We start from the raw sequence: 22,905 nt of genomic DNA, 5'->3' as shown, positions 1-22,905 counted from the left end.
TCGTTTTTTCACTCTTGCCTATGCTCCGCTTCGTTCCGTTCGCCCTGCTCCTGGCCCTGGCCGCCTGCCACTCGGGGGCCCCCGAAGCCGACGCGCCCGCCGACGGCGAAGAGACCACCGTGAAGCCCCGCGCCGTGGTGACGGTGGGGGCCGTGCAGCGCGACACCGTGACCGACGTGCTGCGCCTGAGCGCCCTCTCGGCCTACCCGGCCAAGGACGTGCTGCGCGCCACCACCACCGGCTACCTGCTGGCCCCGGTGCCGGTGCCAGGCCAGCGCGTGGCGCGCGGCCAAACCATTTTCACCCTCCAAACCAAGGAGAGCCGGGTACTGCACCTCGACCAGCTCACCGGCGACCCACGCCTGCGCTTTTCGGGCATCATCCGCATCAAGGCCAGCCAGGCGGGTGTGCTGGCCACCGTGGACAAGCTAGCTGGCGACTACGTGCAGGACGGCGAGCAGCTGGCCCTGAGCTACGACCGCGCCCGCTTTGGCTTCGTGCTCGACGTGCCCGTGACGCAGCTGCGCTACGTGCGCGTGGGCCAGGCCTGCCGCATCTACCTGCCCGACGGCCGCACCCTGCCGGGCCGCGTGGCCGAGGTGCTGGCCACCGCCGACGCCGCCCTGCAAACCCAGCGTTACACCGTGCGCCCCACCGGCCCCGTGCCCGAGCTGCCCGAAAACCTGGCGGTGCAAATCGACCTCGACCGCACCGCCCCGCGCCTCACCCCCACCCTGCCGCGCGCCGCGGTGCTCTCCGACGAAACCCAAACCGAGTTCTGGGTGATGCGCCTGCTCAACGACTCGACCGCCGCGAAAGTCCCGGTGCGCGTGGGGGCCCAGCAGGCCGACCGGATTGAAATCAAGTCGCCCACCTTCGGGCCCCAGGATAAGATTCTGCTCTCCGGCAACTACGGGCTCGACGACACAGCGGCGGTGAAGGTGGAGCGGCAAGCTGTTGAGAAATGATAATTCATGCCATTTAGGGCCCCCAGGCAATCATGCTGAAACTAGGTCGTCATGCTGAAACTAGGTCGTCATGCTGAGCGCAACGAAGTGGAGCCGAAGCATCTCTCCCGTGGCAGTAATCATGATTAGTTGAGCAGTATAGATGCTTCGGCTGCGCGGACGCCAGATGAGCATGACCGTTTTGTTAACCCAATGAGCTTCTTAGCAATGGCTCATACCGCTGCGTGCCGCCCTGATCCTCAAAATTCTACCACTCTCCCCCATGCCGCGCCCCTCCTTCTTCCAAGCCTACAAGGCGCCCATTGCGGTGATGCTGGCGCTGGCCCTCGCACTGGGCGGGCTGGCCTACCGGCGGCTGAACGTGGCCCTGTTTCCGGAGGTGACGTTTCCGAAGGTGAAAGTGATTGCCGACGTGGGCCTGGCCCCCACCGACCGCGTGATGGTGACCGTGACCAAGCCCCTGGAAGACGCCATGAAGCAGGTGCCGGGCCTGCGCCTGCTGCGCTCGACCACCAGCCGCGGCTCGTGCGAAATCTCGGCCTTCCTGAACTGGGGCGTGGACGTGGTGCAGGCCCAGCAGCTCATCGAGAGCCGCCTGAACCAGGCCCGCGGCAACCTGCCGGCCAACATTAGCATCAGCGTCGAGCGCATGAACCCGGCCATTTTGCCGGTGATGGGCTACACGCTGGAGGCCCCGGGCCGCTCGCCGTTGGAGCTGCGCCGGCTGGCGCTGTTCACCATCAAGCCGTTCATCTCGCAGGTGGAGGGCGTGGCCGCGGTGCAGGTGCAGGGCGGGCGCACCAAGGAGTACCTGGTGGAGCTAATTCCCAACCAATTGGCCGCCCTCGGCCTGGGCCCCGACGACGTGCAGACGGCCCTGAATAACACCAACTTCGTGCAGAGCAACGGCTACCTGGCCGACTACCGCCGCCTCTACCTGACGGTGACGGACGCCACCATCCAGCAAAAGGAAGACCTGGAAAACGTGGTGCTGCGCAACGACAACCGCCGCGTGGTGCGCCTGGCCGACGTGGCCACGGTGAGCATCGGCGAGCAGCCCGAGTACACCCGCATCAACGCCAACGGCCACGACGCGGTGCTGATTTCGGTGCAGCGCCAGCCCGCCGCCAACGTGGTGGAAGTCAGCGCGGGCGTGGCGGCCAAGGTTAGGGCCCTGCGCGCGGGCCTGCCCAAGGGCATCACCCTGGAGCCGTACTATGACCAGGCCGATTTCGTGTCGGAAGTGGTGCGCTCGGTGCAGGATTCGCTCTGGATTGGCCTGGCGCTGGCGCTGGTGGTCACGGCGCTGTTCCTGCGCTCGTGGCGGGCCTCGCTCACGCTGGTGCTCACGCTGCCCGTGGCGCTGGCCCTCACGCTGGCCGTGCTCTACTTCGGCCTCGGCTACTCGCTGAACATCATGACCTTAGGGGCCCTGGCCGCCGCCATCGGCCTGATGATTGACGACGCCGTGGTGATGGTGGAGCAGCTGCACCGCGTGGGCGAGGAGCACCCGGGGGCCACGCCCGGCGAGGTAGTGCAGCGTTCGGTGCGCCACCTGCTGCCGTCGCTGGTGGGCTCCAGCCTCAGCACCATCGTCATTTTCCTGCCTTTCGCGCTGCTGGGCGGCGTGGCCGGGGCCTATTTCAAAGTGCTGGCCACCACGATGGTCGTGGCGCTGATTTGCTCGTTTTTCGTGGCCTGGCTGGGCCTGCCGGTGGTGTACCTGCTGCTGAGCAAGCAGCCCAAAGCGGCCCGCCCCGGGGCCCCGGCCAACGACGACTTTGGGCCCCTGGATGCCCCCGCGGACGCCACCACCGTGGCCGCCGACGACAGCCTAGAGCTGGCCACGGGCCCCGCTGCGCCCTCGGCCCCGCTGCGCGGGGCCCCGCCGCCGAAGCCACGCACCACGACATTCCGTGGGTGCGCTCGGTCATTCGCCACCCGGCCTACAGCGTGGTGGGCATCCTGGGGCTCATTGGGCTCATGGCGTTCATCATCCCGCGGCTGGCCACTGGCTTTTTGCCCGAGATGGACGAGGGCGCCATTGTGCTCGACTACAATTCGCCGGCCGGCACCAGCCTCGACGAAACCGACCGGATGCTGCGCCGCGCCGAAACCCTGATCCAGCGGGTGCCGGAGGTGGCCAGCTACTCGCGCCGCACCGGCACCCAAATGGGCTTTTTCATCACCGAGCCCAACCGGGGCGACTACCTCATCCGCCTCAAAACCAGCCGCGACCGCACCACCGAGGAGGTCATCGCCGACCTGCGCCAGCGCATCGAAACCACCGAGCCGGCGCTGGTCATTGACTTCGGCCAGGTAATTGGCGACATGCTCGGCGACCTGATGAGCACCGTGCAGCCCATCGAAATCAAGGTGTTTGGCCCCGACGCTACTCAGCGCTACGCCCTGGCCAACCAGGTGGCCGCCGTGGTGGAAAAAACGGCCGGCACGGCCGACGTGTTCAACGGCATTGTGCGCGTGGGGCCCTCCGTGGACGTGCGCCCCGACCCGCGGCGGCTCGCGCAGTTCGGCCTCACGGCCACCGCCTTCCAAACCCAGCTCCAAACCCAGCTCGGGGGCACCGTGGCCGGGAACGTGCTCAGCGGCGAGCAGCTGCTGAACATCCGCCTGCGCTACCCGGGCGCCGCCCAGGCCACCCTGGCCCAGATGCGCGCCGAGCCCGTGTTCCTGCCCAACGGCCAGCGCCGCCGCCTCGACGAGCTGGCCACCGTGGCCGTGAGCACGAGCAGCGCCGAGCTGGAGCGTGAAAACCTGCAAGCCATGACCCCTGTAACGGCCCGCCTCGACGGGCGCGACTTGGGCTCGGCGGTGCGCGAGATTCAGCAGAAAATTGCCCGCCAGGTGCCGCTGCCGCCCGGCTACTTCGTGCAGTACGGCGGCTCGTTTGCCGAGCAGCAGCAGTCGTTTCAGGAGCTGCTCACCATCCTGGGCACGGCCTGCCTGCTGGTGTTTGCCGTCGGCCTGTTCCTGTTCCGCGACCTGAAAGCCGCGGGCCTCATCCTGCTGGTGGCCATCCTGGGGCCCGCCGGTGGCAGCCTAGCCCTGTACCTCACGGGCACGCCCCTGAACGTGGGCTCCTACACCGGCCTCATCATGGTGGTGGGCATCATCGGCGAAAACGCCATCTTCACCTTCCAGCAGTTCAACGACTTCCGCGCCGAAGGGGGCCCCGTGGCGGCGGCCATCGGCTACGCCATCGCCGCCCGCCTGCGCCCCAAGCTGATGACGGCCCTGGCCGCCATCGCCGCCCTGCTGCCGCTGGCGCTGGGCATCGGCGCGGGGGCCCAGCTGCACCAGCCGCTGGCCATCGCCGTCATCGGGGGCCTATTGCTGGCCCTGCCCCTGCTGCTAGTGGTGCTGCCCAGCCTGCTGCGCCTGGCGTATGGGGGCGGGGAGCAGTCTGCTCCTGCCACCTAGTTTTGACGGGGCGCGGTCATCTCAGCAGGGCAAATAAATTCTACACTCACGCCATGAGCTTTGAGGGCCTCTCGGTGATGGTGCCAATCAGAATCAGTTGCATTTACCACCAATGGTTTCGCCGGGTGGGTAAGGGCAGTTGCTACAAACTTGCGGTCGGATAAGTCAAAAGCCGCAAGAGCCGGGTCCGTGGGAAAGGCTTCGTACTGGTTTTCCGGCGTGCGGATGAGAGTGACCGTGTGGCAGCGCTCAACATTTGTGCGATTATTATAAACCCACCGCAAGAACAAGTTGCCAGCCCGGGGCCCAACTTTAGGGGTAAGGTTACGTTCGTATTCCCGAAGAATTTCCCAATCCGCGTCGAGAACGAGAATCTCGTTTGCCATAAGCTGGTGGAGGCGGGCAATGGCACTCCGAACGCAGGCCGGCGAAGCATCGGGATGGCCATCATTAGCAACCACGCCCACGTTGGTATCCATCAAAATCGGTTCCATCTAAACCGAAGAAGCTTGGCGGCGTTTCATTTCGGCATCGAGCATGGCAGCTGCATCAGCAAAAGGGTCGCCGAAAAAGCCAACCGGCCAATTACTGATATTGCCGTAGTCGTCAAGGGCCAAGGGAGTCAATTTGGAACGGCCTGCCTCAATATCAGTAAAATAGAGTTGAGCCTTGTTGGCGTCAAATCCCTTTTGCTCATCTACACCAAATTCGGCCATACGCCGTTGCAGGCGCTGCAATAAGTGCTCGCTATGGCTTTCTAGTATAATCTGAATATTACGCCTTTTAATCGCGTCAATAAATACATCAGCCAACCCCGCCTGCACAGCCGGATGCAAATGAATTTCAGGCTGTTCTAATATCACTGTACTGCCCTCTGGCACATAAAATAATAACACTAACACAGGCAGAATTTGTGATACACCAAATCCCACATCAGTTAAAAAGACGCTCGCAGATTCAGCTGTGCGCTGGATACGCACTTCGTACTCTTTGCGATTCGGCGCAATTGGCTGGACTTTGAAGGAATAAATCAGGCCGAGTTCTTTTAGCCAATGGGCTACGTGCTCTTCAACAGTGCGCTTGGGTTGGCCTTCGCCCATATCAATAGTGGGCCCTTGATTACGAGAAGACAGTAAGGCCGCTATGGCACGTTCGCCACGGTTACCTACACTTTGAGTTTGTTCACCTGCCCAAACATATAGGCGACTAGGGTATTCTCTCAAAGGCCCTAAATAACTTATACTGCCAAACAGCCTTTCTAGCTCATAGACCCCGTAGTCGAGTAGTTTCGGCATTTCTTGATTAAAATGCCTTTGGCTATCAAAAATTAGATGCGAAAGATTGAAAGCGTTATAAAACTTGCTTGGCTCAACTGTTAAATTAGTTTTGCGGGGTTTGAAACCTTTAGAATTCCTATAATATGTATATAAATTATGCGATAATCTTATAAAATTAGCATCTACTTTTTTCTTACTTTTAATTATTTCTACTATGTTATCCCCGTGATGATAATTAAATTTTGATAACTCAACATAGTCACCATTCCTTTTGATATCTGCCTCAAAAGATATAGCTTCTGGCAATGATCCTTCCTCCAGCGTATTAAATGAATTAACTTCTGTATAATAGGTATTGTCAGGTACCCATGCAAAACCAAATTTTAATAATCCTGGATTTCGATGCATGAACAGAATATCATACATCGTCCCTAAATCCACGTATGTTTTATCATCGCCTAGATTTAAAACTCGCGACCTATCCGATGATTCTACCGTCTGCTTGAGCATTAGCAGGAATTGCAAAATGCTGGACTTACCGGATGAATTGGTGCCAAAGAAGCCGGTGAGGCTGCCGAAACGAATATCGCTGGTATCCTGCCAGGACTTGAAATTCTGGATGCGAAGGTTTTCTAGCATGGTCGCGGGGTAATTAGGTTGGCAAAACTACCTACTCAAACGCAGGGCTACGAAAACTATGATCTACAATACCCAAAAAGGCCCTCTGGCGATACCAGAGGGCCTTTTTTACACGGGCTGGGACCCTACTCCAGCACCAGCACGCGGAAGGTGTTGGGCAGGGTGCTCATGCGCGGGTGGGGCACGGCGGGCGTGGGGGCCGGGGCGGGCCCAGGTCGGCGGTGGGCAGTGAAGGCGGTGGGTGGCCGCGTCGAGGGCGAGGGTGCGGGCGCCGCGGGCGGTGGCCAGCGTCTGGGCCACGCTAAATTGCTCGGGGCCGTCTTCGTGCACCACCGTGACGGTGCCGCTGCCGTTGGAGCTGACGGCTACCTGCCGGCCTTCGTCGAACACCACGCCGTCGACGCCGCTGCCAATGGGCAACACGGCTACGGGGCGGCCAGTATCGGCGTCGAGCACCACCATCTTCTCGTTGCCGCACACGCTGAACAGGCGGCGGTGGGCGCGGTCGAGGGCCAGGCCGCTGGGCTCTTCGCCGGGGCCCACGGGCCAGCGGTGCAGCACGGCCAGGGTTTTGGCGTCGAAGGCCACGACTTCGTTTTTGTCTTCGAGGTTGACAAACACCGTGCCTTTGCCGTCGCTCACGCCCGCCTCGGGGGCCCCGCCCAGCTCGGCGGTGCCCACGGGCTGGCCGGTGGCCGCGTCGAGCACAGTGGCCGTGGTGGCGTCGTTGTTGAAGACGAACACCCGCTTCGAAAACTCGTCGTAGCACAGCGCGTCGGGCTTGGCCCCGGCGGGCACGCTGGCCGTCACGCGCAGGGTTTGGGGGTCAAAATCCACCACGGTGTTGGTTTTGCCGCAGCTGATGTAGCCGCGCCCCTGCGCCACCACGATGCCATGCACACCCGCCGTGTTGGGGATGATGCCCACTTGTTGGCCGCTGGTCAGGTCCAGCACTTCCACCTGGGTGGCGTGCGAGGCGTAAACGCGCCCGCCGGCGTGGTCCACGGCAATGTAGTCCCAGCCGCCTTCGCCGCCCACTGGCCAGGTGGTGGCCACGCGGTAGGTGGGCGCGGGGCCGGGTTGGCTGGGGGCCCCGGCGAGGGCCCCCAGCAGGGCAATTGACAGCAGCGGTTGGGTCATGGGGATTGCAGTGGTAAGCCGGCGGTTTGCAATGCGCTGTTTGGAGAAATTTCCAGGTTAGCGGACGTTTTTGGAATGAATTAAAAATTAAAAGTGAAGGATTAAAAATCTCGCAGCCTGATTTTTAATCCTTCACTTTTAACTAAGCACATAGGCACAGTTGTCCAAAAACCGCTCTGGGCCATCACACCGGCCAAACGCCCCCGGGCCCGCTACTTGGGGCGCCAGGTGAGGCACAGGCCGGGCGCGCCGCCGTAGTAGCTGGGCACGATGCCAATGTCGCGGCCGATGCCCTTGCGGCCCCAGCGGTTGCGGTGGGTAAGGTAGGCCAGGTGGGCCGACATTATGCCGAAACCCGCCCCGGCAAACACGTCGCTCTGCCAGTGCTTCTCGTTGATCATGCGCAGGGCCCCCACGCCGGTGGCGATGGTGTAGGCCCCGATGCCGTACCACGGGCTCTTATCGCGCAACTCGGTGTGCACGATGCTGGCCGCCAAAAACGCCTGGGCCGTGTGCCCCGACGGGAACGAGAGCTTGTCGGAGCCGTCGGGCCGCTCCTCTTGGGTGAGGTGCTTCACGGCGAAGGTGCTGGCCAGCATGATGGCCTCGCTCTTGGCCAGGATCAGTAGCAGGTTCACGCGGTCGTTGTGCGACTCGACGCCGGCCAGCACCACGGCGCCCAACTCCAGGTAGGGCGCAAAAATCAGGTAGTCGGCAATGCGGCTGTTCGATTTCGGAAAGACGCGGTGGATGTCGCGGTTGGCGTCTTCGTTGGTATAAAAGCCGCCCCCGTTGAACGTGTAGGCCCCGTAGCCGATCAGGATGGCCGGCACGATGCTGGCGCGCACAAGCTTGCGCTGGAAAAACGGCTTTCGCTCGGAGGAGGACACGCCGGCGGGGTTTTCATATTTGTGGGTGGTGTCGGCGGCAGCGGGTGGCGGCGCGGTGGGCAAGCCCTGGGCCTGCGCCCCGCCGGCCATGGCCCATAAAAGCAACGCGGCCGCGCTCATGCGCTGCCCTTGTTTGCGAATGGTGATAAAAGAAAACTGCATCGGATACCCTGCTAAATAAGTGCAAAATTTATGGTTGATTCTGTCGCAAACCTGTGGCTGGCCCCGGGCCCCACGGCCACGCCGTCCGCTCCAAAGCCCCTACGGCGCCGCTGGGCCCTTGGGTTTCCAAATTGTTAAGCAACCGGCTCGCCGCCGGGGCCCTACCGTCGCTTCAGCACCGGAGCGCCAGCCCGGGGCCCCACACCAAAAGCCGCGCAGGCGTGGCCAGTCCACACGGCTAAGTGGCTGGTTCGCAACGCGCGGACTCGCAGCGTCTACGCTACCGTTGGCTACGGCTGTTGGTAGAGCACGCCGCCCTTCATCACGAGCCGCACTTGGCGCAGGGCTTCCACGTGCTGGGTGGGGTCGCCGGCCACGGCCACCAGGTCGGCGAGCAAGCCGGGGGCGATGCGGCCGCGGTCGGCGAGGTGGAAAATCTGGGCGTTGCCGGCGGTGGCGGCGCGCAGCACCTGCTGCGGCGTGAGGCCGTAGTCGGTCACCAGCAGCTCCAGCTCGCGGGCGTTGTCGCCGTGCGGAAACACGCCCACGTCGCTGCCCATCACCAGCGTCACGCCGGCTTGCAGTGCCGCCTGCACGGCGCGGTGCTTGGCCAGCACTCGCTCGGGCACGGGGCCCTGGCCTCTTTTCCAGCCGCGGTACTGCGAAATGGCGTCGGTAGCGGCCACCGTGGGGCACAGGGCCACGCCACGCTGCTTCATCAGGCGGAACACCTCGGGCGTGCCGCCGTCGCCGTGCTCGATGGTTTCGACGCCGGCCAGCACGGCGCGGCGCATGCCCTCGGCGGTGCTGGCGTGGGCCACCACGCCGCGGCCCGTGGAGCGGGCGGTTTGCACAATCAGGGCGAGTTCTTCCTGCGAAAACGTGGGCGCGGCCGTGCCGCCGGGGCCCCAGCGGTAGTCGGCGTATACTTTCACGACGTCGGCCCCGCGGCCAATCTGCTCACGCACCGCTTTGATGATGCCGTCCACGCCGTCGGCTTCCTGGGCCCCCTGGGGCAGGTCGTCCACGGCGGCCAGGCGGGGGCCGTAGCTGCCGGTGGCCACCAGGGCGCGCGTGGCCACCAGCAGCCGGGGCCCCGGGATAATGCCTTCGTCGATGGCTTGCTTGAGGCCCACGTCGGCGTAACCCGCGCCCTCCGTGCCCAGGTCGCGGGCGGTGGTGAAGCCGGCCAGCAGCGTGCGCTGGGCGTGCACGGTGGCGCGGGCCACGCGCAGGGCCAGCGGCTCCTTCAGCACCTGGTCGTCCCAGGGCGTTTCGTTGTAGGGGTGCAGCAACAGGTGCGAGTGCCCCTCGATGAGGCCCGGCAGCAGCGTGAGGCCGGGCAGCTCCAGCACCCGCGCCCCGGCAGGGGCCCCCAACTGTGCCGCTGGCCCCGCAGCAGTAATTTTGCCATTTTCCACCAGCACGGCCCAGCCCGGATGCAAGTCTTGGCCGTCGAATACGGCGGCGGGCCGCAGCAGCGTGGCGGTGGGCGGCGCGGGTACCACCACGGGGCCCTGGGCGCGGGCGGTTAGGGCCCCCAGAGCCAGGAGGCAAAAAACTAAAATCCGGTGCATTATTTCCTAGTGGTTTAGGATGCTGTTTATAGCAGGTTTCAAATCAGTATACCTGCACCATACAGATAAGGGTGATTGGTTTGTTAAATGGAAATGCTATCAAACTCACAAAGAATAATTGTTTTTAACATAAATACGTTTGGCTTTTTGTGTCATTTTCATTTCATTATGATTCCCCTCTTTTTCATAAAAAATCAGATCGAGCATCTCAAGTTCAGAAGTTGCTGCTCTGAACATTTCAATATCATGTGTGGTAATTTCGCGCACAATTTCAATACCTCTGTTTTTATCAGGTTTAAGCACTGCCATTAATATTTCGTAGAGTTGATAGGTCTTTGAAGACGCCCCAATCTTGAGTTCATAATTAATTTCTCGAAGCTTATTCTCTAAAGCCTCAAGATTTTCTGTTACTCGTAAAGAATGTAGTTGCTCAATCAACTTTTTGTTTTCCTTGCTCAACCGAGCTAATTCCTCTGCTACCTGCGGACTGGCCGCTTCTGTAGCCCGCACCCACCCAACACGCGGATTAATAGCGATTTCATTGCCCAACGACGCAAACACCTCGAAAGCAAGTTCTTTAGGTGTCTCCCAAAAATTTATTACCCGATTGCTACTAACCTTTTTTTTGAAAGCATCAAGTTTACGCTTTGCTTTCGTTTCTACAAGGTGCGCGGGCCACGCCGCTTCTTTGCGGATTACAAACCCCAGGCGGGGTACGCCTTGCTCCCCAGCATAATCATATTCTTTTTCGGTGTAGCTGAGGCCGCTGGCTGGATCTTTTGAGCCGTAGCGGTGTGCTAGTATCACGAGGTAGTAATCGGAACTGTCGATGTAGCTTTTGATAGTTTCCCATTGGGTTTGGTCACCCGCGTTAAACATCTCCATACCAACGGGCAGGTGACCGAGCTGCAACACGGCCTTCACTACTGCGTCGCGGTGCTCCTTGAGGTCGTCAAAGGTAGAGCTGATGAAAACCTGGTATTTCTTGGCCATGAGTTGAATGATATGATGCGCAACGACGCAGCCCTGATAAGATGCTTCCTTCGTCAGCATGACAGACGATTATCAAAGCGTTCGTATTACCGGCTATCCACTAACGATGTTGCTGGGGGCCCTTACTCCCCCGGGTGGTACTGTCGCTCCACGTGCTTGGCCACGTCTTCGGGGTAAAACCACACGTCCTTGAACTTGCCCTGGGTGTAAAGCGGGGCCTGGTCGGTGAAGTGCGAGGCCCCGGGGCGGCTGTCCTGGCCGCCGGTAATGACCGAGCGGGCTATGACGCGGGGCCCAAATTCTACCACCGCCACGAAGCTGTTGCCCACGTAGCCGTAGCGCTTCTTGGTGTTCGGGGCCGGGCGGGCGCCGAATGCGGCCAGCGAGCCCCAGGCCGACGAGGTGAAGGCCACCGGCAGGCTGGGCCGCGCGTCGTCGTAGGTTTCGGCGATGCGGCCGGTCAGGCGTTGGTAGCGGTTCACCTCGCCCCAGGCCACGTCCCAGCGGCCAAAGTCGCGGGTCAGCTCGGCGATGGTTTCGCCCAGGGCGGCGGCTTTTTCCTCGGGCGTCACGTGGTCGATGACGAACTGTGTGAACTCGATGTAGCCCAGCGGGGCCCCGGCCGGCACGCGGGGGCGCGCCAGGCGCTGCATGCGCTCGGCCCAGTAAATGGCCAGCGTTTGGCCCACCGAGGCGGCGCCGTAGTTCATGTTCCAGGCGCGGAGCACGGGCAGGGCGGCGGCCACGCCGGCGGGCAGCGGCGAGTCGCTGGCCGCGTCGAGCAGCAGCTGGCAGTCGCGCAGGGCGGCGGGCAGCAGCTTTTCGAAGCCGGCCAGGTGCGGGTCGTTGGCGGCGGCGATGAGCGTGTCGAGGGTGAAAACCGGGCGCCGGCTCAGCACCCGCACCGCGTTGATTTCGCGGTAGTTGTCGGGCTCGGGGGCCATGTAGGCGGGGTACTTGGCCGGGTCGGGGCTGCTGCCGGGGCCCGCCACGGTGAAGGGCGTGCCGTTGCAGTTCTGAATGAAGCCGCTGGCAGGGTTGCGCACCTGCACGAGGTCTTCCACCGGGTGCAGGCCCTGCCACTCGGTGGCCTTAGTGGTGCCGTCCACGGGCTGGGCCCAGTCGGGGCCCGCGGGGCGGCGGGGCATGAAGTTGCCGTGCCAGTAGGCAATGGTGCCCTTGGCGTCGGCAAACACCGTGTTGTTGGAGGCGTTGCCGTTCAGCCGCATCACTTCCTTAAAGCTGGCGTAGTCGGTGGCCTTGGTGCGCAGGTACGACTGCTTCAAAGCCGCGCGCGGGTCGTCCATCATCTTCACCGTCACCCACTTGTCGCCTTGCTGGCCCACCACGGGGCCGTGGGGCGTGTAGTAGGTCGTGAACTTGCGGCGCACCAGTTGGCCATCCTTCAGGTAGGCCAGCGCCACGGGGGCAGTGCGCACGGGCAGCGTTTTGCCGTCGTACTGGTAATAGTATTTCCCGTCCTTTTCCGTCACCGTTTCCAGGTACTCGTCCATCGAATCGGCGTAGCTGGAGGTGTGCATCCAGCCGCACTTGGCGTTAAAACCCTGGTAGATAAAGAACTGCCCCCACGTCACGGCCCCGTAAGCGTTGAGGCCGGCAGCGCTGGTCATCTGCAATTCGGAGCGGAAGTAGAACGAGGTGTGCGGGTTAATCAGCAGCAGGGCATGACCCGAGGCACTCTTGGCTGGCGCAATGGCAAAGCCGTTCGAGCCCACCGAGCTGCGGTCGAAGGCCTCGTCGCTCCCCGCCGGGGGCCCCTGCCACGAGGTCGGCTTCTGCTGGCTGTAAAACGCCTTGATGCGCTCGGCCGGCACCACGCTCACGTTGCCCCCGATGCTGCCCTCGCTGAAGAGCAGCGGCATCCAGGGCTGGAAGCGGCGGATGCGCCGCGGGTGCACGTCGGGGTGGGTGGCCAGGTAGTAGTTGGTGCCGGCGGCGAAGGCGTTGAGCAGGCTCTTCATCCAGGCCGGGCTGCGGCCGTACACCGCCACGGCCCGCGTGCTGTCCATGAACAGCCGGGCGCGCAGGTCTTCGTAAAGCGCCGCTTCGCCGTCTACTTCGGCACGGCGGCCCAGGGCGGTGAGGTAGTTGTCCTCCACCCGCGCAAAATCTTCCTCGCACTGCGTGTACAGGGCCCCAAACACGGCGTCGGCGTCGGTTTTGCCGTTGATGTGGGGCACGCCCCAGGTGTCGCGCACCACGGTAACTTGCCGGGCCAGGAGCTTCCAACGGGCCACTTCGGCGGGCGTAAAGGCCTGCGCTTGGGCCTGGGTTAGGGCCCCCAGGGCGAGTAAGGCGGTGAGAATGAGAGTTGGTCGCATATGGATAATTTCTTAGCACGTCATGCAGAGCGCAGCGAAGCATCTTTACCGTGTCAGTAATCATAATTAATTACTGGCGCGGTAAAGATGCTTCGCTGCGCTCTGCATGACCGTCCTTTTTAGTCAAAGTCAACCCTACAAAGAAAGGCCGCCCGTGCAATACGGGCGGCCTTTCCGGGAAATGCAACGCTGGGGGCCCTAGCCGCGGCGGTTCACGGCGTTCAGGTCTTCGAAGGCCTGCTTGAGGCGCGCCACGAAAGTTTTCTCGCCTTCGCGCAACCACACGCGGGGGTCGTAGAACTTCTTGTTGGGCGAGTCGGGGCCGGTGGGGTTGCCCATCTGGCCTTGCAGGTAGCCCTCGTTCTTCACGTAGTAGTCCTTGATGCCTTCCCACAGCGCCCACTGCAAGTCGGTGTCAATGTTCATCTTAATGGCGCCGTAGCTGATGGCTTCGCGGATTTCCGCCTGGCTGGAGCCCGAGCCGCCGTGGAACACGAAATCGATGGGCAAGGCCGCCTCAATCTTGTGCTTCTCGCGTAGGAATTCCTGCGAGTTGTGCAGGATTTTCGGCTCCAGGCGCACGTTGCCGGGCTTGTACACGCCGTGCACGTTGCCGAAAGCGGCGGCCACGGTGAAGCGCGGGCTGATTTTGCTCAGCTCCTCGTAGGCGTAGGCCACTTCCGAAGGCTGGGTGTAGAGCTTGCTCGAATCGACGTCGGAGTTGTCCACGCCGTCTTCCTCGCCGCCGGTCACGCCCAGCTCAATTTCCAGCGTCATGCCCATTTTGGCCATGCGGGCCAGGTACTTGGCGCAGATTTCAATGTTCTCCTCGATCGGCTCTTCCGACAAGTCGAGCATGTGCGAGCTGTACAGCGGCTGGCCGTACTGCTCAAAATGCTTCTCGCCGGCGTCGAGCAGGCCGTCGATCCAGGGCAGCAATTTCTTGGCGGCGTGGTCGGTGTGGAGCACCACCGGCACGTCGTAGAGGGCGGCCATAGCGTGCACGTGCTGGGCCCCCGAAATGCCGCCGGCGATGCTGGCCTGCTGCTTGTCGTTGGGCACCGATTTGCCGGCGAAGAACTGGGCGCCGCCGTTCGAGAACTGAATCATGACGGGCGAGTTCAGGTCGCGGGCGGCTTCGAGCACGCCGTTCACGGTGTCGGTGCCGGTCACGTTCACCGCGGGCAGGGCGTAGCCCTCAGCCTTGGCGCGTTGGAAAAGCTGTTGCACTTCGTCGCCGTGCAGCACGCCGGCGCGCAGGCGGCCAAAAGAAGGAGTTGACATGGGATGGTCTTGAACTGAATGAGGCGGCAATTTATGGGTTTCAGCGTTTTCGGGGCCCCACCACGATTTTATTTTATAATGCACTGCCTGTTCAAACCGTGCCACTACCCCCGGTGCAGGCCAGCCCTACGACCCTGTTAGGCCCACCAGCCCCGGCAATTTCCCCGAAACAACGCCCCGATTTATTGCTAGAAAATATCTGCCCAATACCCGCCGGGCTAGTTGGGGCCCCGCGCCAAAGTCCACCGGCGGCCGGTTAGCTTCGCCCTATCTACGCGGCTTTGCTGCGCCCACGTCCTCCCCCACCGCCATGCGCTACCTGCTCACCAATTGCACCGTGTACACCGGCCACGCCGTGCTGCCCCACCACGCCGTGCTGGTTGACAACGGGCTTATCGCCGCCGTTTTGCCCGCGGCCGAGGCCCCCGCCGACGTGCCGCGGCACGACTTAGGCGGCGCCAACCTCTGCCCCGGCTTCGTCGATTTGCAGCTCTATGGCGGGGGCAGCATCCTGTTTTCCGTCGAGCCCACCGCCGCAGCCCTCGCCGACCTGCGGGCCCATACGCTGCGCCACGGCACCACCAGCTTCCTGCCCACCATGCCCACCAACGCGCCCGCCCTGATGCAGGCGGCCATCGCGGCGGTGCGCGCGGCCCTGCCCACCACGCCCGGCCTGCTGGGACTGCACCTGGAGGGCCCCTACCTCAACCCCATCAAGAAAGGCGCGCACCGCGCCGAATTTATCCAGCGGCCCGCGCCGGGGCCCCTGGCCGAGCTGCTGGCCGCCAGCGCCGGCGTGCTCCGCATCATGACGCTGGCCCCGGAAATGGCCGCGCCCGACGCCGTGGCCCAGCTGCGGGCCGCCGGCGTGGTGTGCTCGGCAGGCCATTCCGACGCGACGCTGGCCCAGGGGCAGGCGGCATTTCGGGGAGGGTTTGCGGCGGCCACGCACTTGTTCAATGCCATGTCGGGGCTGCTGCACCGGGCCCCAGGGCTGGTGGGGGCCATCCTGGACGATGAGGCGGTGGCCGCCAGCGTGGTGGCCGACGGCGTGCACGTCGACTACGCCGCCATCCGCATCGCCCACAAAATCATGGGCGAGCGGCTGTTCCTCATCACCGACGCGGTAAACGAATCGACCCACGGGGCCTACCAGTTCCGCCGCCAGGGCGACCATTTTGTGGACGCCAACGGCACGCTCGCCGGCTCGGCCCTCACGCTGCTGGCGGCCGTGCGCAACTGCGTGCAGCACGTGGGCATCGCCCTGCCCGAAGCCCTGCGCATGGCCAGCCTCTACCCCGCCCGCGTGCTAGGCTTGGCCAACCACCTGGGCCTAATCGAGCCCGGCTACCGGGCCGACCTGTGCGCGTTCGACCACGATTTCAACGCGCAAGCCACCGTGCTGCACGGCGAGCTACACCGCTGGCTGTAGCGTGGACGCTGCGAGTCCGCGCGGTCGAACGTCAGCCTTAGCAATCGTGCAACGCGCGGACTCGCAGAGTCCACGCTGCATTCAATCGGTGGGCTGGCTGAAGCGGGGGTCCTGGATGAACGTGGAATCGGTCAACGTTTTCAAAAACAGCACGATCTGCTTCTTTTCCGTGGCCGTCAGGCCCAGGGGCTGGCCGATGCCGAGGGGGCTGTTGGTGCCGTTGAGGATATTGGCGTCGAGGTTGGGGCTGCCGTACTCGATGTGCTCGTTGTAGTGGGCCAGCACGTCTTCGAGGGTGGCGAAGCGGCCGTCGTGCATGTAGGGCCCCGTGAGGGCGATGTTGCGCAGCGACGGAATGCGGAACTTGCCCTGGTCGGAGGCCAAGCCGGTGGGCACGGCGCGGCCCAGGTCGGTGAAGGTGCGGTCGAGGCCGTTGTTGACGAAGTCGTGGTTGGTTTGCAGGTCGCCGGCGTGGCAATCGGCGCAGTTGCCGCCGCGGCCCAGGGCCGTGCCGCTGGGGTGGGTGATGAACAGCTGCAAGCCGCGCACCTCATCGGCCGAGAGCACGCTACGGTCGCCGCGGCGGTAGCGGTCGTAGCGCGAGTTGCCCGATACCAGCGTGCGCACAAACTGCGCCAGCGCCTTCAGCAGATTGTCTTCCGTGAGGGCCCCCGCCCCAAAAGCTTTGGCGAACCGCGCCACGTAGGCCGGCTGGGCCTGGAGCTTGGTTACGCTGGCGGCCAGCGTCTGGTGCATCTCCACTTCGTTGGTGAGCGGGGTGTGGGCCTGCACCTCCAGGCCCGCTGAGGCGCCGTCCCAGGTCAGTAACGGGTCCCAGAGCAAGTTACTGAGCGACATGGCGCCGCGCGGGTGCCGGGCCCCGTTCACGCCCACGGCGTGGGCCAGCCCGTCGGTGAAGGCCAGCGATTGGCGGTGGCACGAGGCGCAGGAAATGCTATTGTCAACAGACAGCGTTTTTTCGTAAAACAAGTACCGGCCCAAGTCCACGCCTTCCACCGTGAGCGGGTTGTCGGCAGGCAGTAGCGGGCTGCTGGGAAAGTTACTCGGAAGCACCAGGGCGTAAGGCGTGGGCGCGGCGGTTGGGGGCGTGGGGGTGGGCGCGTCGCCCCCGCCACCGTCGCGGCTGCACGCGGCCACGGCAATTACGCCCACCAGGCCGGCGGCCACCCACCCGCGCGTTCGGCGCAGCACTTGCGAAGAAAAATGCCTCATATGGTAAAATGGCGGGGCGAAACGGCTAACTGAGTTGTCCGTTGCTCGTTGTCGGTTATTAGTCAGCTGTTAGACTTGTTCCTAAAAGCAGAAAAGAACGTCATGCAGAGCGTAGCGCACATCTTCTTAGCGCCAGTAATCAGGATTAGTGACGCGGGAAAGATGCTGCGCTACGCTCTGCATGACGTGCTATGGTTGGACTTGGGCATTTTTATTCGGAAGCAACGCTATTCCCTAACAACTGACGACGAGCAACTGACAACTCGTTAATTACTAGCCACGCGCTCCAGGGTGAACAGGCCGGCGGCGTAGTTATCAGCCACGAGGGGGGCGCTGACGCCACCCATCGCATCGGAGATTTTGCTGAAGTCGATATTCTTGCTGGGGGCCCCGGCGTTGTCGAACAGGGCCAGCACGTTCACCCGCAGGTGCACGGTGGGCGCCTGGGTGGCCGATACCGCCAGCGGGGCGGCGGCGAAGGTGATGGTGCGCTGGGTGCCGTTGTCGCCCACGTGGAAGCGCAGGCCGCCCTCGGTGGCGGCCGCCGGGTGGGGGGCCTGGGGCGAGGTGCCCTCCATTTTCAGGAATACGTAGCCCGCCGTCCAGTCCCAGTACAAGTCGTTGTTGGGGTCGAGGGCCCCGGTTTGGGCCCCGGCGGTATTGCGGGCCGCGTCCACGCCCACCACGAAGCGCAGGCCGGTATAGTCGGCCAGCGGCACGCCCGGCACCACCAAGTGCAGGGTGGCGGTTTTAGCGGCGTCCACGAGGTAGTAGCTCTCGGGCGCGGCGTAGGCGGTGCCGTCGGCGCGCAGCAGCTGCACGTTCGAGAGCAGGTACTTGAACTTGGTGACCTGGAAGGTTTGGCCGTCGGCCTTGGTGTAGCGCGTGCCGTCGAAGGCCAGCGGCGCGGTGCCCACCACGTGCGTCAGGTCCAGCGCCACGCTGCCGGTGGCGACCGTGGCGGGGTCGGCGTCTTTTTCGCAGCCAGCTGCCAGCGCCACCAGCGGCAACAACAGGGCCCAGGCCCGGAAACGGAGATTCATCGGTACAAGCAAAAAATAATAATAAGCGCCACGTTGCCAGCCCTAACCGCCGCCGGGGCCCCAAAGTGCCCGGCGGCGGGCAGGCAACGCCAGGCGGTCGTTTTCAAATATACGCCCCCTGGGAGGGCCCCGGAAAAGAAGGCCCGAAGCCGCTACACCGCGGGCCAGGCCGTGCCCGGGCACCGAGGTTTCGGGGGCACCGGCGCGCGCACGCCCAGCCGCAGCCGCTCTTCCCCCACTCCCTCACCGCACGTTGCGGGAGCCAGGCGGGGCCTTTTGAACCGAAGCGAAGGAGCCAAATAGCGGTGCTGATGGGCAAGCGGGTAGCGGCAGCGGGGGCCCTGGAGTAGCTCAAGCGGGCCGGGGACCAACAGTTTGCGGGCAAGCGCCCTATCTTGCTCCCCTCACCTTAGCCCGCCTCTCATGTCCGCTTCTGCCCGCAACATCATCGCCTGGGTTCTGCAAGTGCTGCTCGGCCTTGCCTTCATTGCCTCCGGCGTTCACAAATTTATGGACCTGCCCGGCACAGTGAGCATGTTTAGCAGCATGGGGCTGCCCGGGGCCCTGGCCTACGTGGTGGCTGGCGCCGAGGTGTTGGGCGGCATTGGCTTGCTGATTCCGCGCTTCACGCGGCTGGCAGCGGCCGGGCTGGTCATCATCATGATTGGGGCCGTGGTGATGCACGCCACCAAAATTCCCGGCGGGCTGGCGGGCGGCGTGCCGGCCATTGCGCTGCTGGCGTTGCTGCTGGTGCTCATCGTGCTGCGCCGGCCCGCCCCGCTGGCCGTCTAAACCTCCGCCGCTGGGCTTTGGTTGTAGAAGCTTACTTGCGCGCTTTTTCTGCGCACTTTTTCGCCGGGCCCCGGCCTGGCGCTTGTTTTTCTATGCAATTACTTTTTAGTTACCTCCGGCGCTATTGGGGCCTGCTGGCCCTGGCCTTGGTGCTGGCCACCGTCAACCAGGTTTTCTCGCTGCTCGACCCCTACATTTTCCGCAAGCTGGTGGACCAGTTTACGGTACGCTACCCCGACATGAACGGGATGCGCAACGTGCCGTTCGCCCCTTTTTTCCGGGAGGCCATTCCGCTGCTGGCCATGATGTTGGGCGTGGCCATGGTGTCGCGCATTGCCAAGAATTTCCAGGATTACTACGTCAACGTCATTACGCAGCGGCTGGGGGCCACCATGTATTCCGACGGCCTGCGGCACTCGCTCGACTTGCCCTACCAGGTGTTTGAAGACCAGCGCTCCGGCGAGACGCTGGGCAAGCTCCAAAAGGTGCGCCTCGACGTGGAGAAGCTGATTCAAAGCTTTGTCAACGTGCTTTTTACGGCGCTCGTGGGCATTATTTTCGTGATGTGGTACGCTATCAGTGTGTACTGGCCCATTGCGCTGGGCTATTTCCTCACCATTCCGCTGCTGGGCATTTTGAGCTTTGCGTTGAGCAAGCGCATCAAGGTGATCCAGAAGACCATTGTGGCCGAAACCACGTCGCTGGCCGGCGCCACCACCGAGAGCCTGCGCAACATCGAGCTGATCAAGAGCCTGGGCCTGGCCCAGCAGGAAACCGACCGCCTCAACGGCATCACCGGCAAAATCCTGAAGCTGGAGTTGCGCAAGGTGCGCTTTCTGCGGTCGCTGAGCTTCGTGCAGGGCACGTTCGTGAATTTGCTGCGCAACGTTATCATCTTGCTGCTGCTGTACTTACGGGTGCAGAACCACATCAGCCTGGGCGAATTTTTCTCGTTCTTCATCTACTCGTTCTCCATCTTTGGGCCGTTGCAGGAGTTTGGCACCATCATCGGCAACTACCGCGAATCGGAAGCGTCGCTGGCTAATTTCCAGAAGATCCTCGATACCCCGCGCGACGTGAAGCCCGAGCACCCGGTGGAAATCGAAAAGATTGAAACCCTGGCTTTTGAAGACGTGCGCTTCAAGCACCTGAGCGCCGACGTGCCGGCCCTGGACGGCATTTCCTTCGGCGCGAAGCTGGGCGAAACCATTGCCTTCGTGGGGCCCTCGGGCTCGGGTAAAACCACCCTCGTGAAGCTGCTCGTGGGCCTGTACCCGCCGCTGGACGGCCGCATCCGCTACAACGGCGTACCGAGCGACGAGGTAGACCTCGACGCCCTGCGCGAGCAAATCGGCTTCGTGACGCAGGACACACAGCTCTTCGCCGGCACCATCCGCGAGAACCTGCGCTTCGTGGCCCCCAATGCAACGGACGAAGAATGCCTGCGGGCCCTGCACGAAGCGGCCGCCGACACGCTGCTGGCCCGGGCCCCCCAGGGCCTCGACACGGTGCTCGGCGAGGGCGGCGTGAAGGTATCGGGCGGCGAAAAGCAGCGCCTGAGCATCGCCCGGGCCCTGCTGCGCCGCCCCACCCTGCTCGTATTCGACGAGGCCACCTCGGCCCTCGACTCGCTCACGGAAGAGGAAATCGGGCGCACGGTGCGCGAGCTGTCCGGCTCGCGCCAGCACATCACCATCCTCATCGCCCACCGCCTCAGCACCATCCTCCACGCCGACCGCATCTTCGTGCTCGAGCGCGGCCACGTGGCCGAAGCCGGCCGCCACGCCGAGCTGCTGGAAAGCAAAGGCTTGTACTACGCCATGTGGCGCCAGCAAATCGGCGAGCGGGCCCCCGCGGTGCTGGCCAAAGCATAAACGCCAAGTCGGCGCCGGTCGTTAGCACGGGTTGCCATTGGCAACCCATAAACAATTAGCCCGTCCTATTTCAACTGCGCAAACGCCAGTTGAAATAGGACGGGCTAATTGTTTATGGGTTGCCGCGCGCAATTAATCAATAAATAATTCCCTTACTTAATTACCTGCGCTTTCACGTCGAAATCGGCCTTGGGGGGCTTGGGGTCCATATCTTCCAAGGTGGCCACTACAATTTCGGTGATGGCTAGGTCGCGCGTCCACTTGTGGTTGGCGGGCACCACAAACCAGGGTGCATCGTCGGTCGAGCAGTGGGCCAGCGCGTCGCTGTACACGTCCTGGTAGTCGTTCCAGCGGGCGCGCTCCTTGAGGTCGCCGGGCTCAAATTTCCAGCGCTTGGCCGGCTCGTCGAGGCGGTCCTGGAGGCGTTCGGCCTGCTCTTCTTTGGAAATGTGGAGGAAGAATTTGAGGATGCGCGTGCCGTTGCGAATCAGCAGCTGCTCGAAGTTATTGATGTCGTCGAAGCGCTGGTAAGCAGTTTTCTTGTCTATTAGTTCGTGCACGCGGGTTATCAGCACGTCTTCGTAGTGCGAGCGGTTGAACACCCCGATGTGGCCCCGCGACGGCGCTTTGAGGTGCACGCGCCACAGAAAATCGTGCGCCAGCTCGGCCGCCGACGGGGCTTTGAACGCGGCCACTTGCACGCCGGCCGGGTTCACGCCCGTCAGCAGGCGGCCGATGGCCCCGTCCTTGCCGCCCGTGTCCATCGCCTGGAACACCAGCAACAGGCTGCGCTGGTGCTCGGCGTAGAGGTTTTCCTGAAGTTCGGCCAGGCGCTGGCGCAGGCCGGCCAGGCGCGGCAGCGCCGATTCCTTGTGGGCGTACTTGTCATCGTAGAGGCCCTTGTCGTCGGGGGAGACGTCGGCCAGCTTGAAGTGCTTGCCTTTGACGAGCACGGCGGGAGTTTCGGGGTATTTCATCCTTGTTTTACGCGAATAGTGGACGGGCCGCCGAAGGTGCAAGCCGGTGGCCCCAAAAAAATAAACGAAAAGGCCCCTGGTCTGCGTTAGGTAATCAGCGGCCCAGCTGGCCGCTGTGGGGCCCGGCGGTTTTTTTCTGGCCGGTTGTTTGCCCTCTCTTCCTTCGCCGATTTTTCCCGCTTCTTCACCGTTCGCTATGCCAACGCTCATTTCCCTTTTTCTTCGCCGCACGGCCCTGGGGCTGCTGCTGGCCTGCGCATTCGCCGGCACCGCCGGGGCCCAAACCGGGGGTGCCACCGGCATTATCCAGGAAATCACCAACGTAGTGGGCTTGCAGCCCCGCTTCGAGCTGCGCGCCACCCACGACGTGGACAACGCCGCGGCCGTGGTGTACGGCGGCAAGCGCTACCTGCTCTACAACCCCGATTTCCTGGCCGCCGTGAACCGCGCCGGCCGCACCGACTGGGCCGGCATCAGCATCCTGGCCCACGAAATGGGCCACCACCTCAACGGCCACACCCTGCGCGCCGGCGGCTCCAACCCGCAGGACGAGCTGGAGGCCGACGAATTTTCAGGCTTCGTGCTGCGCAAACTGGGCGCCAGCCTGGCCCAGGCGCAAGCTGCTTTGGCCGCCGTGGCGACGACCAGGGCTCCCGTATAAAAAGGGGGATTTCAAGCAATCCGAAGGGGGTAGTAATCCTTCGCCTCGTGGCTCAACCAGGTGCACCTTTCAGGGCCGCGAGCGAGGGATTGCTATTCCCTTCTTTTACAAGCTACCGTCCGTCGTTTGCAACACGTAAACGGGATTGCTCTGTTTGAATCACCGTTTAAATAGACTTCC

General features: G+C 63.1%; 17 protein-coding genes and 1 pseudogene. 7 read left to right on the top strand and 11 right to left on the bottom strand.

The genetic code is table 11. The features are described 5' to 3' along the window. Positions 1-20 precede the first annotated feature (20 nt). The 3 genes and pseudogenes from BEN49_RS00865 (at position 21) to BEN49_RS00855 (ending at position 4,409) form a co-directional block, all read left to right on the top strand. On the top strand, positions 21-968 hold the full coding sequence (locus BEN49_RS00865; RefSeq protein ID WP_070739416.1) for an efflux RND transporter periplasmic adaptor subunit: 948 nt from the start codon (positions 21-23) through the stop codon (positions 966-968). Positions 969-1,230: 262 nt separating this feature from the next. Next, a pseudogene (locus BEN49_RS29105) lies at positions 1,231-2,688 on the top strand (efflux RND transporter permease subunit); the annotation flags it as partial. Between the two features lie 200 nt (positions 2,689-2,888). Continuing rightward, a complete protein-coding gene (locus tag BEN49_RS00855; RefSeq protein WP_317040371.1) occupies positions 2,889-4,409 on the top strand; it encodes an efflux RND transporter permease subunit in 1,521 nt (506 codons plus the stop codon). Here BEN49_RS00855 and BEN49_RS00850 read toward each other — a convergent pair. The 8 genes from BEN49_RS00850 to fbaA form a co-directional block, all read right to left on the bottom strand. Continuing rightward, entirely contained in the window at positions 4,406-4,903 is a 498-nt protein-coding gene (locus tag BEN49_RS00850) for a hypothetical protein (RefSeq protein ID WP_070739407.1), read from the bottom strand. The genes BEN49_RS00855 and BEN49_RS00850 overlap by 4 nt on opposite strands. Continuing rightward, positions 4,904-6,325: a DUF3696 domain-containing protein gene (locus BEN49_RS00845; protein WP_070739405.1), complete on the bottom strand. Its 1,422-nt coding sequence runs from the start codon at positions 6,323-6,325 to the stop codon at positions 4,904-4,906. Positions 6,326-6,433: 108 nt separating this feature from the next. Continuing rightward, complete coding sequence (locus BEN49_RS00840; protein ID WP_083325645.1) at positions 6,434-7,465, bottom strand: YncE family protein; 1,032 nt, start codon at positions 7,463-7,465, stop codon at positions 6,434-6,436. 212 nt (positions 7,466-7,677) lie between these two features. Beyond that, positions 7,678-8,517 carry a phosphatase PAP2 family protein gene (locus tag BEN49_RS00835; protein WP_070739402.1) on the bottom strand — a complete coding sequence of 280 codons (840 nt, stop codon included), beginning with the start codon at positions 8,515-8,517 and terminating at the stop codon, positions 7,678-7,680. A gap of 290 nt (positions 8,518-8,807) precedes the next feature. Continuing rightward, positions 8,808-10,094: a metal-dependent hydrolase family protein gene (locus tag BEN49_RS00830; protein WP_070739399.1), complete on the bottom strand. Its 1,287-nt coding sequence runs from the start codon at positions 10,092-10,094 to the stop codon at positions 8,808-8,810. Positions 10,095-10,199: 105 nt separating this feature from the next. Beyond that, positions 10,200-11,147, bottom strand: a complete 948-nt coding sequence (locus tag BEN49_RS00825; protein WP_070739396.1) for a DUF4062 domain-containing protein — start codon at positions 11,145-11,147, stop codon at positions 10,200-10,202. A 62-nt stretch (positions 11,148-11,209) separates the two neighbouring features. Further along, on the bottom strand, positions 11,210-13,429 hold the full coding sequence (locus BEN49_RS00820; RefSeq protein WP_070739393.1) for a penicillin acylase family protein: 2,220 nt from the start codon (positions 13,427-13,429) through the stop codon (positions 11,210-11,212). 198 nt (positions 13,430-13,627) lie between these two features. Next, positions 13,628-14,713, bottom strand: a complete 1,086-nt coding sequence (gene fbaA, locus BEN49_RS00815) for a class II fructose-bisphosphate aldolase (protein WP_070739390.1) — start codon at positions 14,711-14,713, stop codon at positions 13,628-13,630. A 310-nt stretch (positions 14,714-15,023) separates the two neighbouring features. On the opposite strand from fbaA, the gene nagA reads away from it, so the two are divergent. Beyond that, complete coding sequence (nagA, locus tag BEN49_RS00810; RefSeq protein WP_070739387.1) at positions 15,024-16,145, top strand: N-acetylglucosamine-6-phosphate deacetylase; 1,122 nt, start codon at positions 15,024-15,026, stop codon at positions 16,143-16,145. An 81-nt stretch (positions 16,146-16,226) separates the two neighbouring features. Here nagA and BEN49_RS00805 read toward each other — a convergent pair whose 3' ends face one another. Further along, positions 16,227-17,378 carry a cytochrome-c peroxidase gene (locus BEN49_RS00805; protein WP_070739384.1) on the bottom strand — a complete coding sequence of 384 codons (1,152 nt, stop codon included), beginning with the start codon at positions 17,376-17,378 and terminating at the stop codon, positions 16,227-16,229. Between the two features lie 266 nt (positions 17,379-17,644). Next, complete coding sequence (locus BEN49_RS00795) at positions 17,645-18,421, bottom strand: MbnP family protein (RefSeq protein ID WP_070739378.1); 777 nt, start codon at positions 18,419-18,421, stop codon at positions 17,645-17,647. A 423-nt stretch (positions 18,422-18,844) separates the two neighbouring features. Here BEN49_RS00795 and BEN49_RS00790 point away from each other — a divergent pair, with 423 nt between their 5' ends. Next, positions 18,845-19,213 (top strand): DoxX family protein, encoded by a 369-nt coding sequence (locus BEN49_RS00790; RefSeq protein WP_070739375.1) that lies wholly within the window; start codon positions 18,845-18,847, stop codon positions 19,211-19,213. A 92-nt stretch (positions 19,214-19,305) separates the two neighbouring features. Beyond that, positions 19,306-21,087: an ABC transporter ATP-binding protein gene (locus BEN49_RS00785; RefSeq protein ID WP_070739372.1), complete on the top strand. Its 1,782-nt coding sequence runs from the start codon at positions 19,306-19,308 to the stop codon at positions 21,085-21,087. 152 nt (positions 21,088-21,239) lie between these two features. Here BEN49_RS00785 and BEN49_RS00780 read toward each other — a convergent pair whose 3' ends face one another. Continuing rightward, positions 21,240-22,064, bottom strand: coding sequence for a polyphosphate kinase 2 family protein (locus BEN49_RS00780; protein WP_070739369.1), 825 nt, complete (start codon positions 22,062-22,064; stop codon positions 21,240-21,242). Positions 22,065-22,260: 196 nt separating this feature from the next. On the opposite strand from BEN49_RS00780, the gene BEN49_RS00775 reads away from it, so the two are divergent. Beyond that, complete coding sequence (locus BEN49_RS00775; RefSeq protein ID WP_070739366.1) at positions 22,261-22,725, top strand: M48 family metalloprotease; 465 nt, start codon at positions 22,261-22,263, stop codon at positions 22,723-22,725. The last annotated feature ends 180 nt before the right edge of the window (positions 22,726-22,905 follow it).

Origin of the sequence: Hymenobacter coccineus, from assembly GCF_001816125.1 — a bacterium.
GTDB lineage: Bacteria > Bacteroidota > Bacteroidia > Cytophagales > Hymenobacteraceae > Hymenobacter > Hymenobacter coccineus.
This window is presented reverse-complemented; position numbering and strand designations above follow the sequence as displayed.

Excerpts from the sequence above, each read along its gene's own strand:
- BEN49_RS00840 (WP_083325645.1), bottom strand. The coding sequence starts at position 7,465 with ATGACCCAACCGCTGCTGTCAATTGCCCTGCTGGGGGCCCTCGCCGGG.
- BEN49_RS00780 (WP_070739369.1), bottom strand. The coding sequence starts at position 22,064 with ATGAAATACCCCGAAACTCCCGCCGTGCTCGTCAAAGGCAAGCACTTC.
- BEN49_RS00820 (WP_070739393.1), bottom strand. The coding sequence starts at position 13,429 with ATGCGACCAACTCTCATTCTCACCGCCTTACTCGCCCTGGGGGCCCTA.
- nagA (WP_070739387.1), top strand. The coding sequence starts at position 15,024 with ATGCGCTACCTGCTCACCAATTGCACCGTGTACACCGGCCACGCCGTG.
- BEN49_RS00775 (WP_070739366.1), top strand. The coding sequence starts at position 22,261 with ATGCCAACGCTCATTTCCCTTTTTCTTCGCCGCACGGCCCTGGGGCTG.
- BEN49_RS00795 (WP_070739378.1), bottom strand. The coding sequence starts at position 18,421 with ATGAATCTCCGTTTCCGGGCCTGGGCCCTGTTGTTGCCGCTGGTGGCG.
- BEN49_RS00865 (WP_070739416.1), top strand. The coding sequence starts at position 21 with ATGCTCCGCTTCGTTCCGTTCGCCCTGCTCCTGGCCCTGGCCGCCTGC.
- BEN49_RS00830 (WP_070739399.1), bottom strand. The coding sequence starts at position 10,094 with ATGCACCGGATTTTAGTTTTTTGCCTCCTGGCTCTGGGGGCCCTAACC.
- fbaA (WP_070739390.1), bottom strand. The coding sequence starts at position 14,713 with ATGTCAACTCCTTCTTTTGGCCGCCTGCGCGCCGGCGTGCTGCACGGC.
- BEN49_RS00785 (WP_070739372.1), top strand. The coding sequence starts at position 19,306 with ATGCAATTACTTTTTAGTTACCTCCGGCGCTATTGGGGCCTGCTGGCC.
- BEN49_RS00850 (WP_070739407.1), bottom strand. The coding sequence starts at position 4,903 with ATGGAACCGATTTTGATGGATACCAACGTGGGCGTGGTTGCTAATGAT.
- BEN49_RS00805 (WP_070739384.1), bottom strand. The coding sequence starts at position 17,378 with ATGAGGCATTTTTCTTCGCAAGTGCTGCGCCGAACGCGCGGGTGGGTG.
- BEN49_RS00845 (WP_070739405.1), bottom strand. The coding sequence starts at position 6,325 with ATGCTAGAAAACCTTCGCATCCAGAATTTCAAGTCCTGGCAGGATACC.
- BEN49_RS00835 (WP_070739402.1), bottom strand. The coding sequence starts at position 8,517 with ATGCAGTTTTCTTTTATCACCATTCGCAAACAAGGGCAGCGCATGAGC.
- BEN49_RS00790 (WP_070739375.1), top strand. The coding sequence starts at position 18,845 with ATGTCCGCTTCTGCCCGCAACATCATCGCCTGGGTTCTGCAAGTGCTG.
- BEN49_RS00825 (WP_070739396.1), bottom strand. The coding sequence starts at position 11,147 with ATGCTGACGAAGGAAGCATCTTATCAGGGCTGCGTCGTTGCGCATCAT.